Genomic DNA, 12,666 nt, shown 5'->3' on the forward strand with positions numbered 1-12,666 from the left:
AGGTGCAGGTCAAGGCTCGAACCGGTAACCCCGCCCGGACTCGGTGATCAGATGCCGCGGACGAGTCGGGTCTCGTTCGAGCTTGCGCCGCAATTGCGTCAGATAGACACGCAGATAATGGTTTTGGCCGACATAGGACGGTCCCCACAGTTCGGTGAGAAGCTCACGCTGGCCCACGAGCTTCCCACTATTGCGCACCAGCATTTCGAGCATGCCCCATTCGGTGGGGGTGAGATGGACGTCGGCCCCGTCTCGCACGACCTTCTTCGCCGCGAGATCGACGGTGAACGCATCGGTCACGACCACCGGGTCGGACAGATCGGGCAGCGTCGCCGCGCGCCGGACGGCGGCGCGGATGCGGGCGAGGAACTCCTCCATTCCGAACGGCTTGGTGACGTAGTCGTCTGCACCGGTATCGAGAGCGGCCACCTTGTCGGCGGCATCGGTCCGGGCGGAAAGCACGATGACGGGTGCGGTATTCCAGCCGCGCAGGCCCGCCAGCACTTCGATGCCGTCCAGATCCGGCAGCCCGAGATCGAGGACGATCACGTCCGGATGATGACGGGACGCCGCAAGCAGGGCGGTACGTCCGTCGGCGGCCGTGATCACGTCGTAGCCCCGTGCCGTCAGATTGATGCGCAGGGCGCGCAACAGTTGGGGCTCGTCGTCGACGACGAGGATGCGGGTCACCGGGGGTCCTCGTGCGGCGCGGCGAGTTCGACCATCATCGTTGTGCCACCTCCCGGAGTGCCGGTGGCGGTGACCGTGCCGCCCATCGCCTCGACGAAACCGCGGGCGACCGTCAGCCCCAATCCCGCGCCGCCCGCCGCCCGCTGATCGCCGGATCGCGGAAACGTGGAGAAGACGTCGTCGTGTTCGCTGTCGGCGAGCCCCGGCCCACAGTCGGCGATCGTCACCGTCACCCGGTCGTTCGCACAGGTCGCACCGACCCGGATCGGGCCGGTCGGTGCGTACCGCAGCGCGTTGTCGAGGAGGTTGGCCAGGACACGTTCGAGAAGCGCGGCGTCTGCCTGCACCTGAGAGTCGTCCACCTCGACCTCGACACGCTCACGTATCGAGCGGGCGGTGCCGGGGCCACTGCTCGTGAGGGTGACCAGGGCTCGATGGATCACCTCATCCAGATACACCCGCTCGGACGCCGGCGCCACCACCCCGGCGGCGAGCCGGGAGGAATCCAGCAGGTTGGTGACCAGGCGGGTGAGCTGATCGGCCGACTCCTCGATGGTCGCGAGCAGTTCGGCGGTGTCGTCCGGGGAGAACGCGACATCCGTGCTGCGCAGACTCGATACCGCGGCCTTCACCGCCGCGAGCGGAGTGCGCAGGTCGTGGCTCACCGCCGACAGCAGCATCCGGCGCATACGGTCTGTTTCGGAGAGCGTCGCCGCCTGCGCAGCCTCCACGGCGAGTTCTTCCTGCCGGACCAGACCTGCGGCCTGTGCCGTCACCGCGGTGAGGATCCTGCGGTCGCGCGCGCGGAGGCGTGGGCCGGACAGCAGCAGCACGTACGGTTTGTCGTCGATCCGGCAGACGGTGTCGGCCTGGTCGATCGACAACGGGGGCGCTGCTCCCGCGGATCCGAGCACCTCCCAGCCGTCCCCTTCGCTGCGGACGAATCCGACGCCCTGCTGCGCATAGGTTTCCCGGACCTTCTCGAGCAGCGCCGGTACATCGGCCCCACGCAGCACGGCACCGGCGAACGATGCGAGGAGTTCGGCCTCCTGGGACGCGAGACGTGCTTCCCTGCTGCGCGCGGCGGCCGCATCCACGAGCGCCGCCACCGCGACGGCGACGACGAGCAGCACGCCGGTGGTGACGAAGTTCCCCGGGTCCGCGAGGAGAAGACTGTGACGCGGGTCGGTGAAGAAGAAGTTCAACAGCAGACCGGACAACAACGCCGCGACGATCGCCGGGCCGATACCGCCGAACAGCGCGACCGCCAGGACCACGACGAAGAACAGGATGTTCTGGTCGGTGAATCCGGTGACCCGGTCGAGGACCATCATCATGCCAGCGGCAGCGAGGGGGATGAACAGGGCCGCGACCCACGAGAGGAGCCGGCGGTCGTGCCGGCCGGCCAGCGCCAGCCCCGGCACCGACGAGGTGTGCTCGTGGGTGACCATGTGCACGTCGATCTTTCCGGAGTCCCGGACCACGGCGGCGCCGATACCCTCGTCGAGAATGCGCGCCCACCTCGGGCGGCGAGAGGTCCCGAGCACCAGCTGGGTCGCGTTCACCTCGCGGGCGAAGTCGAGCAGTGCGCTCGGGACGTCGTCGCCGACGATGCTGTGCAGACTCGCATCGAGGCTCGCGGCGAGTTCACGGACCTGTCCCATCCGGGGTGCGGACACACCGGTCAAGCCGTCGCCCCGCACGACGTGCACCACCATCAGTGCGGCACTGGATTTCGCTGCGATACGGCTGGCGCGTCGCACGAGCGTTTCGGATTCGGGGCCCCCGGTGATGGCGACGACGACCCGCTCGCGTGCCTCCCACGTGGCGGTGATGGCGTGATCACCCCGGTACTTCGCCAGTGCGAGGTCGACCTGGTCGGCGAGCCACAACAGTGCCAGTTCCCGCAACGCGGTGAGGTTGCCTTCGCGGAAGTAGTTGTGCAGTGCGGCGTCGACTTTCTCCGGCGCGTACACATTTCCGTGTGCGAGCCGGCGCTGCAGTGCCTGCGGAGTGATGTCGACGAGTTCGATCTGGTCGGCGCGGCGGACGATGTCGTCGGGGACGGTTTCGCGCTGCACCACACCGGTGATCTGCTCCACGACGTCGTTGAGGGACTCGAGATGCTGGATGTTGACGGTCGAGAGCACGTCGATTCCCGCGGCGAGCAGTTCCTCGACGTCCTTCCAGCGCTTGGCATTCCGGCTACCGGGCACGTTGGTGTGGGCGAGTTCGTCGACCAGCGCGACAGCGGGCCGCCGCGCCAGCACGGCGTCGAGATCGAGTTCCTCGAACTCGCTGTCGCGATATGTGATCCGGCGAGGCGGAACGATCTCGAGCCCCTCCAGTTTCTCGGCGGTATGTGCGCGGCCGTGCGTGTCGACGATCGCGACCACCACGTCGCCACCGCGCGCGAGACGCCGATGCGCCTCATCGAGCATGGCGTAGGTCTTGCCGGCACCGGGAGCGGCACCGAGGTAGATCCGCAGCATTCCCCGCCGCGATGCGCCGGGGAATGCTGTGTGGTCGGAACCGGTCATCTCGCCATCATCCACCCGGTGTGTCACCGGCACAGTCCGGGGCGGTCGAGCCCAGCGCGACATTGAGGGCGGGAACATCGACGCGCTCGGCGCCGAGGAACCCGAGTTGACGTCCCTGAGTGTGATCGGCGACGACGCGGAGGACGTCATCCTCCGGAATACCGAGCGTTCGTGCGACTCGCGGTACCTGGATCGCGGCGTACGCGGGAGAGATGTGCGGGTCGACGCCCGAACCCGAGCCCGTGACCGCGTCGACGGGGACATCCTCGGGAGCAACACCCTCGCGGACCGCGATCGCGGCGCGTCGTTCGTCCACGAACCGCGCCAGCACCTCGCTGCTGGGCCCCTGGTTGGACGGCAGAGCCGCGGCCGGATCGCCGGGAGCGAACGGATCGCCGTCCGCGACCGAACCGACGACACGCAGGTGGAAGAAGGGATCGGGTTCCCCGGCAGCCACCTGAGGATCGACTCCCATGAGTTCGCTGCCGACGACGCACCCAGCCGAATCGGCCAGCGGCGATCCTTCCGCGGCGTGGGTGTCGATCCGGCTCACTGCCCACACTGCCGCGGGGTACGCGAGGCCGACGATCGCGGTGAGGGCCACCAGCACGATGACTCCTGCCTTCAGTTGCCGCACGAAACCGAGCACGAAATTTCCTTGACTCATGACATTCACCCGATTCCCGGAACGAGACGAACGACGAGGTCGATCAGCCAGATGCCCACGAAGGGCGTCACCACGCCGCCGACGCCGTAGACCAGCAGGTTGCGCCCCAACAGCGACGATGCGGCGGCGGGGCGGTACCGCACGCCTTTCAGTGCGAGCGGGATGAGCGCGACGATGACGAGCGCGTTGAAGATCACCGCCGAGAGGATCGCGGACTGTGGCGTCGCGAGCCCCATGATGTTCAGCGCTGCCAACTGCGGGTAGATGCCGCTGAACAGCGCCGGCAGGATGGCGAAGTACTTCGCAAGGTCATTGGACAGCGAGAACGTCGTCAGAGCGCCGCGAGTGATGAGCAGTTGCTTGCCGATCTCGACGATGTCGATCAGTTTGGTGGGATCGGAGTCGAGGTCGACCATGTTCCCCGCTTCCTTGGCGGCAGAGGTGCCGGTGTTCATCGCCACGCCCACGTCGGCCTGCGCGAGTGCGGGCGCATCGTTGGTGCCGTCGCCCGTCATCGCGACGAGGCGGCCACCGTCCTGTTCGGAGCGGATCAGGGCGAGTTTGTCCTCCGGGGTCGCTTCGGCGAGGAAGTCGTCCACACCCGCCTCTGCCGCGATGGATTTCGCGGTCAGCGGATTGTCCCCGGTGACCATCACGGTGCGGATACCCATCGACCGGAGCTGTGCGAAACGTTGCGACATACCGGGTTTGACCACGTCGGACAGTTCGACGACGCCGAGCACCGAGGCTGTCGTGCCCGACACCCGGGCAACGACCAGGGGGGTGCCGCCCCTGCGGGCGATGTCCGTCACGAGATCGGTGACGGCGGCCGGCACCGTCGTCCCGAATTGTGCGGTCCAGCGGCCGACCGCGTCGGCGGCGCCCTTGCGGATACGTACCGCCGTGCCCTCCGCGTCCGTGAGGTCGAGTCCGCTCATCCTGGTGTGCGCGCTGAACGGCACGAACTCCGCGTCGGCGCCGACCCCGGTGGGTTCGGGATCGAGACGGTACTGCTCGGCGCACAGTTCCACGATGCTGCGCCCCTCCGGTGTCGTGTCGGCAAGACTCGACAGTCGCGCGGCGCCGGCCACCTCCGCCTCCGTCACTCCGGGCGCGGGATGCAGCGCGGTCGCGCGGCGGTTGCCGAAGGTGATCGTCCCGGTCTTGTCCAGAAGCAGGGTGTCGATATCTCCTGCAGCCTCGACAGCGCGCCCGGACATCGCCAGCACGTTGCGCTGCACGAGCCGATCCATCCCCGCGATACCGATCGCCGACAGCAGCGCACCGATCGTGGTGGGGATCAGGCAGACCAGCAACGCAATCAACTCGACCGGGCCCTGCTCGGCGCCCGCGTACGCGCTCATGGGCCCGATAGCGACAACGGCGAACAGGAACACGATCGTCAGTGCCGCAAGCAGGATGTCGAGCGCGATCTCGTTCGGGGTCTTCCGCCGGGACGCGCCCTCCACGAGAGCGATCATGCGGTCCACGAACGTGTGGCCCGCGGGAGCGGTGATCCGCACGACGATACGGTCCGACAACACGGTGGTGCCTCCGGTGACCGCACAACGATCCCCGCCGGATTCACGGATGACCGGCGCGGATTCGCCGGTGATCGCGGACTCGTCGACGGTTGCGATCCCTTCGATGACGTCGCCGTCGCCGGGGATCGTCTCACCGGCCTCCACGACGACGAGATCTCCGACCTTCAATTCGGTGGCCGGTACGGACTCTTCCGAGCCCGACGGCATCAAGCGGCGAGAGACGGTGTTCTGCTTCGCCTTCCGGAGACTCGCCGCTTGCGCCTTACCCCGCCCCTCGGCGACCGATTCGGCCAGGTTCGCGAACAGCACCGTGAACCACAACCACAGCGCGATCAGACAGGAGAACACGGTGGGCTCCACGATCGCGGCACCGGTTGCGATCGCCGAACCGACCAGGACGACGAACATCACCGGGTTGCGTGCCATGTGCCGGGGATCGAGTTTGCGCACTGCACCCGGCAGGGACTCGATCAGTTGCCGGGGCGAGAACAGACCGTCGGCGATGCGGGGGGCGGGCGCGGTTACGTCGTCCTCCCGAGGGCGTCGAAGTTCGATGGTCACCGAGACATCTCCAGGGTGTAAGTCGTGATGGAGCGGAATGGACGGAACGCCGAAGTCATTGCAGGGCCTCGGCAATGGGCCCCAGCGCCAGCGCAGGGAAGAACGTGAGTGCCGCGACGAGGACCACCGTGCCGGTGAGCAGGCCCGCGAACGCGACGCCGGTGGTGGGAAGCGTTCCGGCGCCCGCGGGGATCCGGCGTTGCGCCGCGAACGACCCGGCCAGAGCGAGCACGAACAGGATGGGGAGGAAGCGCCCGAAGAGCATGCACATCCCGAGCGAGGCCTGGAACCAGTCGCTGGTCACGGTGAGACCGCCGAAGGCACTGCCGTTGTTGTTGGCGGCGGATGCGTAGGCGTACAGCACTTCCCCGAATCCGTGAATCGCCCCGGGCGTACCCGGCTCGCCGGAGTTCCCCATGAAGCCGGTGGTGGACGACAGGATCACGGCGACGGCCGTGCCGGTCAGCACCAGTGCCGGCATCACCAGAACCGTCAGAGCGGCGAGGGTGATTTCGCGTCTGCGGAGTTTCTTGCCCAGGAATTCCGGCGTACGGCCCACGAGCAAGCCACCGACGAATACGGCGATCACCGCGAGAACCAGGATCCCGTAGAGGCCACTGCCCACCCCACCGGGGGCGATCTCGCCGAGCAGCATGTTCAGCAGCACGGTGCCGCCGCCGAGAGGTGACATGCTGTCGTGTGCCGAATTCACTGCGCCGGTACTGGTACCGGTCGTCGACACCGCGAACAGTACGGATCCGGGGATACCGAACCGGACCTCTTTGCCTTCCATCATTGCGCCGGCCGCCGTGGCAGCCGCCCCGCGGGTACCGGACTCGGCAGCAGAAGCCAATGCGAGCATCGCCGCGAACAACAGCGCCATCACCCCGAGCACCGTCAATCCCTGACGCCTGTTCCCGACCATGGTGCCGAACGTGCGGGTGAGCGCCACCGGGATCAGCAGGATCGCGATGATCTGGACGATATTGCTGACCGGAGTAGGGTTTTCGAACGGATGGGCCGAGTTTGCCGCCAGCACGCCGCCGCCGTTGGTGCCCAGGAGTTTGATGGCTTCCTGCGATGCGACGGGCGCGAGGGCGGTGGTGAATCCGTTGCCGTCCACACCGACCGCGTCGAACCCGGAGCGATAGGACTGGATGACGCCCTGGCTGAGCAGAATCAAAGCGATGACGAACGCGAGTGGCAGCAGAATGCGGAGCGTGCCCCGGGTGAGATCGACCCAGAAGTTTCCGATTTCGCCACCCCGTACGGTGCGCACGATGCCGCGGATGAGGGCGATCGCAACGGCCATGCCCACCGCGGCCGACACGAAGTTCTGCACGGCGAGCCCGACCGACTGGGTCACTGGGCTCATCGTGGTTTCCGGAACGTAGGACTGCCAGTTGGTGTTGGTGACGAACGAAATCGCGGTATTGAACGCGACCGCGGGGCTGACCCCGGAAAGGCCGTGGTCGAGCGGCAGAAGTCCTTGGGTGCGCTGTAGCAGGTACAAGCCCAGAACGCTCGCCAGCGAGAACCCGAGCACGCTGCCCGCGTACCCGTACCAGGTCTGCTCGGCGCGCGGATCGATCCGGCCCAGACGGTAGATCAGCGACTCCACCCGCCCGTCTCCGGAACGGAGATCGGGATCGGTGGTGTACACCCGCGCCATGTAGTCACCGAGCGGAACGTATGCCAGTGCGAGAACAGCCACGACGAGGGCGATGTGCAGTGCCGCGGCAATAGCAGGATTCATCGGACGGTCAGAACCTCTCGGGGTCGAGCAGCGCTGCGAGTAGATAGATCACCAGTGCCGCGACGATCAGGACGAGCCCGACGCTCGTCGCTCCGGCCCAGGTCATCGGCTTTCACCATCCGACCGCAGAGCGCGCAGCACCAGCGAGCACGCTACGAATCCTGCGAGGATCAGCACCACATACGCGGTGTCTGCCATGTCGTCTTCCCCTGTCGTCGGCGCAGTGAGCGCCGGTCGGCGCCCGCAGACCACGCTGGCACTCCTCCGGGCCGGCGACGTGGATCCATGCGGAATCCTGACGCCCCGAGGTACCGTTCCTGACGTTTTCCTTACGGCGCACAGCCCGGGCGGTCGACTAGTGGCTGGTGGGCACGCCGGCCACCCACGGAAGGGGACGAGCGTGTCCGAGGCAGAGGAGGGGCCACCGAAGAACTGGTTCGATCGGGGCGGCGAGGCGTACGCACGGTTCCGTCCCGAGTACCCAGCCGACCTGGCGAGGTTCTTGGCGTCCCTTGCTCCGTCGTACGGGCTCGCGGTCGATGCCGGTTGCGGAAACGGCCAGCTGACAACACAGCTCGCCCCGTACTTCGACACGGTCGTCGGGTCGGACCCCAGCGTCGATCAACTTCGCAATGCTCGTGAGGCCGAGGGGGTTCGGTATGTCGTCGCTGCCGCCGAGAACATGCCGATTCTCGACCGGAGCACCGCGTTGATCACGGCAGCGCAGGCGGCACACTGGTTCGATCGGCGCGCATTCTATTCCGAGGTGCGCCGGATCGCGGCCGATCAGGCGGTGCTCGCGCTCGTCAGTTACGGCGTGATGCAGTTCGGCCCGGACCTCGACGCGCGATTCCAGGACTTCTACCGGTTCGAGATCGGACGGTACTGGCCTCCGGAACGGCAACTCGTCGACAGCGGATACGCCGATATCGAATTTCCGTTCACGGAGGTCCAGGCACCGCCGATGGAGATCCACCAAGAGTGGACCGTGGACGACACACTCGGCTATATCTCGACGTGGTCTGCCGTGCGTGCCGTCGAAGCCGCCCAGCGGACGCCGCTGCTCCACTCTTTCGCGGCGGACCTGCGCCGCCTTTGGGGGGAGCCGACCCGGAGACGGCGGATCACCTGGCCGGTGACCGTGCGACTGGGGGTGCAGTGATCACTGCGGAAGAGATGCTTCACCCACCGGTTCCGGCTTCGGCGCGACGATCTGGATGAGATTGCCGCAGGTGTCGTCGAAGACCGCGACGATTACCGTGCCGATATCGGTCGGCGGCTGCGTGAAGACCACCCCTTGTGCGGTCAGCCGCGCAAACTCGGCGTCGACATCGTCGACGGTGAACTGCGCCAGGGGAATTCCGTCCTCCACCAGTGCATCCCGGTAGGGTTTCACGGCGGGGTGATCAGACGGCTCGAGCAGCAGTTCGGGACCGTCCGGAGCATCGGGAGAGACGACGGTGAGCCACCAGTCGTCACCGAGGGGAATCTCGTGGCGTTTCGTGAATCCCAGCACTTCGGTATAGAACGCGAGGGCTGCCTGCTGGTCGTCGACGTACACGCTCGTCATGTCGAGTCTCATGGTTCTCTTCCTTCCCCGATGGGCCATCGCCTGGTGATCTCGGTGAGTGGCTCCGAATTGAAGTAGTGGAACTTGGACCGGCCCCGGCGCTCGGTCACCACCAGCCCGGCCGCCTCGAGAACGCCGAGGTGCTGCGAGATCGCCTGGCGCGTAAGGCCGAGTCCGTGTTGCATCGTGAGCCGGGAACAGATTTCGAACAGGGTCTTTCCGTCGCTCGCCGCCAATTCGTCGAGAATGATGCGCCGCGTCTCGTCGTCGAGCGCACGATAGACGGTGACCACGTCCCCACTATAGGCAAGTATCTACTTGCATATCAATACTTTCCGGCACAGAATTCACGGTGTGACGACACCCGACTGAAAGGTCCGACATGCCCCGCACAGCCACCGCCGACAAGGTCGATCGCGACGAACTTCTCGAGTTTCTCCGTTCACGGCACCGGGCGGTACTCACCACGTTCCGCGCGGACGGGAGTCCCCAGATGTTTCCTGTGACCTGCGGTCTCGATGCCGAGGGGAACATCGTCGTCTCCACTTACCCGCAACGAGCCAAGTCCCACAATGCCCGGCGGGACCCCCGCGTTTCGGTGTGTGTGCTGTCGGACGACTGGGACGGGCCGTACGTGCAGGTCGATGGTCGCGCAGAGGTGCTGGACATGCCGGAGGCCCTCGACGGACTGGTCGAGTACTACCGGGGAATCGCCGGCGAGCACCCGGATTGGAACGAATATCGCGAGGCCATGGCTCGTCAGAACAAGTCGCTGATCCGCATTCGGATCGAACGCTGGGGACCGGTCGCCACCGGCGGGTTTCCGCCTGCGTGAGCGCCCCGAACCGTCCCGGACGTGCTTCAGGGGGCTTCTGCGGCGTCCAGCTCACGCGTCTTCGACGCGGCGAGCCACTGTGATCGCGTCCGGGGAACACCACTCGTTCCGTCGTCGGCGGGGCGCACGGCGAGCACCTGGTGGATGGTGAGCCTGCCGGGCTCCTCGAATCCGAGCGCGCTGGCCACGAGATACAGCAGCCACGTGCGTGCGCGCTCCGCGCCCACGGAGGCGACAGCATCGTCCCAGGATTCCTGCAGGCTGCGCACCCATTCGCGGAGCGTCAGCGCATAGTGCTCCCGCAATGCCTCGCTGTCGCGCACTTCGAGACCGACCTGCTCGAACGCGTCCACGGTGCGACTCAGCGGCAGGATCTCCCCGTCGGGAAAGATGTAGTTCTGGATCAGGCCGGGCTTGTCGTTGCCACCGGGATCTCGTGTGCGGACCGCGGCGATAGCGTGGTTCAGCAACCTGCCCTGCGGCCGCAACAGTGAGTGCAGTGCGGCGGCGTAGGTGGGCAGCGCGGCATCACCGACGTGCTCCGACATCCCGATGCTCGAGATCGCGTCGAACGGCCCGTCGTCGACATCTCGGTAATCCTGGACCCGGAACTCGAGCCGATCCGACAGGCCCGCCTCCGCCGCGGCTTTTCGTGCCCACGCCGCCTGTTCGCGGCTCAGCGTCACTCCGACGACGTCGACGCCGTAGCGGCGCGCAGCGTGGATCGCCATCGACCCCCACCCGCAGCCGACGTCGAGCAGTCGCATCCCCGGACGCAGACCGAGTTTGCGGCACACCAGGTCGAGCTTGGCATGCTGGGCGGCGTCGAGATCCTTTGCCGTCTCGTCCCAGTACGCGCACGAATACACCATGCTCGGCCCGAGGAAGATCCGGTAGAACTCGTTGCCGACGTCGTAATGATGCGACACCGACGACGCGTCGCGGGCGCGACTGTGCTTGATGCCGCGCCGCCGAGACACCTCGACCTCGGGCGGTCGCGGCCGCAACCCGACGCCACCGAGCCGGGCCAACTCCCACACACCGCCGAGCGCCCGGCGGGCGTCTCGGACGTCGAACGCCCCGACCCGGGTCACGAGCTCGGGCAGTGACAGCAGCGCGTACACGTCTCCGTCGATCTCGAGGTCACCGGCGATATACGCGCGCACCAGTCCAAGTTCGCCCGGCGACCACAACACCCGGCGGATCGCGCGGCGATTGCGAAACACCACCGTCGCAGCCGATTCCGGCCCACTCACGGAACCGTCCCAGCACCGAACCCGCACGGGCACTGGAATACCCAGGATATTCTCGAATGCGTCCCGGACCCGGACCGCAGCGGACCGCTTGGTGTCGCCGTTCATCGCTCGACGGTAAACGATCCGGCATCAGCGGTCGCCTCGTTCGGGAAAGTCGATCGGAACTGAGGCACGGTTCGGCTCAGGTCGCGAGCCTTCCTCCGCTTCGACAGCTCCGAGTTGGCCGAGCCTGCTCGCGATCCGTGCGATATCCAGGCGAAGCCGAGCGCCTGCGATGAGATCGGCGACAGGTGTGGCTGCGAGAAAAACGGGCGTCACGTCCTGGTCGTACAGCACGTCGACCAAATTGGCGAAGCGCTGCGCCGCTTCCCGTCCTGCGGTGCGAAGGTCGGGCACCTCGTCGATCACCCACTCCCGATGGCTCGTCGCGAGCGCGAGATAGTCGGCCGGTGCCGTGGTGGTTCCGCAGAGGTCGCCGAAGTCGAACCAGACGGAATGCTCCGTCACGCGGCGGGCGTGCACGGCATGGCCGGCCGGGACGAGGATTGTCCGTTCGCCGTGATCCGGCGGGCAGAGCCCAAGATGAGCACGCTGTTCCGCTGTACCGGGCGTGACCCACCATCCTGCGGCGAATCCACCTTCGTGGCGGGAGGTGGTTCGGTAGTCGAGAGCACCGTCGATCGCGACGACCGTCAGGGAACTCTCGATCAATTCGATCGTGGGGAGGAAGTCATCGTGGAACAGCGGGTTGGGGAGCAAGGACCAGGGCGGGTAGTTCGAGGTCAGGACTACCCGGATGCGGCGCTCGAGAAGCGCGGGCACCAACCGAGCGATGAACTTTCCGTCCGCCGGGTCATGGACGTGGAATTCGTCGAAGCACAGCAGGTCCACGTCGCTCAGCAGTTCGTCCAGGGCAGCCGAAAGATTGCTGCGATGTCGCCGGATGGCGAGATGCAGATCGCGGAAGAACTCGTGGAAGTGGATGCGCTTCTTCCGGTCGGTCGGCACTGCGGCGAAATACGTTGCCATCAGCCAACTCTTGCCCCGGCCTACCGGACCCCACAGATAAACATTCCGATCGGAGCCCGCGAGGACTGCGACCGCACGCTGTTGTGCGGCGTCGAGAGCGAAGCCCAATTCTTGCGCAGTCGTGTCGAACACCGACATGGTGACCCCGAGCGCACGAGGGGGCGGTGTTCTGAATCTCCTGCGCACGGGCGAACCCTAACGCGCGCGGGCGGCGGAAA

At 66.8% G+C, this 12,666-nt stretch carries 12 protein-coding genes; 2 read left to right on the top strand and 10 right to left on the bottom strand.

Annotation, left to right across the window (positions count from 1 at the left end; all coding sequences use genetic code 11):
* Positions 1-9: 9 nt before the first annotated feature.
* From RDCOP1_RS12355 to kdpF, 6 genes are all read right to left on the bottom strand, one after another.
* Positions 10-690 carry a response regulator gene (locus tag RDCOP1_RS12355; RefSeq protein ID WP_072700927.1) on the bottom strand — a complete coding sequence of 227 codons (681 nt, stop codon included), beginning with the start codon at positions 688-690 and terminating at the stop codon, positions 10-12.
* Complete coding sequence (locus RDCOP1_RS12360; RefSeq protein WP_072701445.1) at positions 687-3,230, bottom strand: sensor histidine kinase; 2,544 nt, start codon at positions 3,228-3,230, stop codon at positions 687-689. The genes RDCOP1_RS12355 and RDCOP1_RS12360 overlap by 4 nt, the downstream gene beginning before the upstream one ends.
* Positions 3,231-3,237: 7 nt before the next feature.
* Positions 3,238-3,897 (bottom strand): potassium-transporting ATPase subunit C, encoded by a 660-nt coding sequence (locus RDCOP1_RS12365; RefSeq protein ID WP_072701443.1) that lies wholly within the window; start codon positions 3,895-3,897, stop codon positions 3,238-3,240.
* 5 nt (positions 3,898-3,902) lie between these two features.
* On the bottom strand, positions 3,903-5,996 hold the full coding sequence (kdpB, locus tag RDCOP1_RS12370; protein WP_371836828.1) for a potassium-transporting ATPase subunit KdpB: 2,094 nt from the start codon (positions 5,994-5,996) through the stop codon (positions 3,903-3,905).
* Positions 5,997-6,057: 61 nt separating this feature from the next.
* A complete protein-coding gene (gene kdpA, locus RDCOP1_RS12375; RefSeq protein WP_072700931.1) occupies positions 6,058-7,758 on the bottom strand; it encodes a potassium-transporting ATPase subunit KdpA in 1,701 nt (566 codons plus the stop codon).
* 7 nt (positions 7,759-7,765) lie between these two features.
* On the bottom strand, positions 7,766-7,864 hold the full coding sequence (gene kdpF, locus RDCOP1_RS12380; RefSeq protein WP_072700933.1) for a K(+)-transporting ATPase subunit F: 99 nt from the start codon (positions 7,862-7,864) through the stop codon (positions 7,766-7,768).
* A 294-nt stretch (positions 7,865-8,158) separates the two neighbouring features.
* Between kdpF and RDCOP1_RS12385 the strand changes: the two genes are divergently transcribed.
* On the top strand, positions 8,159-8,920 hold the full coding sequence (locus RDCOP1_RS12385; RefSeq protein WP_072700935.1) for a class I SAM-dependent methyltransferase: 762 nt from the start codon (positions 8,159-8,161) through the stop codon (positions 8,918-8,920).
* On the opposite strand, the gene RDCOP1_RS12390 is transcribed toward RDCOP1_RS12385, so the two are convergent.
* A complete protein-coding gene (locus RDCOP1_RS12390) occupies positions 8,921-9,340 on the bottom strand; it encodes a VOC family protein (RefSeq protein WP_072700937.1) in 420 nt (139 codons plus the stop codon).
* A complete protein-coding gene (locus RDCOP1_RS12395; RefSeq protein ID WP_072700939.1) occupies positions 9,337-9,621 on the bottom strand; it encodes an ArsR/SmtB family transcription factor in 285 nt (94 codons plus the stop codon). The genes RDCOP1_RS12390 and RDCOP1_RS12395 overlap by 4 nt, the downstream gene beginning before the upstream one ends.
* An 89-nt stretch (positions 9,622-9,710) precedes the next feature.
* Here RDCOP1_RS12395 and RDCOP1_RS12400 point away from each other — a divergent pair, with 89 nt between their 5' ends.
* Positions 9,711-10,163: a PPOX class F420-dependent oxidoreductase gene (locus RDCOP1_RS12400; RefSeq protein WP_072700941.1), complete on the top strand. Its 453-nt coding sequence runs from the start codon at positions 9,711-9,713 to the stop codon at positions 10,161-10,163.
* Between the two features lie 26 nt (positions 10,164-10,189).
* On the opposite strand, the gene RDCOP1_RS12405 is transcribed toward RDCOP1_RS12400, so the two are convergent.
* Positions 10,190-11,524, bottom strand: a complete 1,335-nt coding sequence (locus RDCOP1_RS12405) for a class I SAM-dependent methyltransferase (protein ID WP_072700943.1) — start codon at positions 11,522-11,524, stop codon at positions 10,190-10,192.
* Positions 11,525-11,548: 24 nt separating this feature from the next.
* Positions 11,549-12,634: a cell division protein ZapE gene (gene zapE / locus RDCOP1_RS12410; RefSeq protein ID WP_231922867.1), complete on the bottom strand. Its 1,086-nt coding sequence runs from the start codon at positions 12,632-12,634 to the stop codon at positions 11,549-11,551.
* Positions 12,635-12,666: the final 32 nt, after the last annotated feature.

Origin of the sequence: Rhodococcus coprophilus NBRC 100603, assembly GCF_001895045.1 — a bacterium.
In the GTDB taxonomy this organism is placed as follows: domain Bacteria; phylum Actinomycetota; class Actinomycetes; order Mycobacteriales; family Mycobacteriaceae; genus Rhodococcus; species Rhodococcus coprophilus.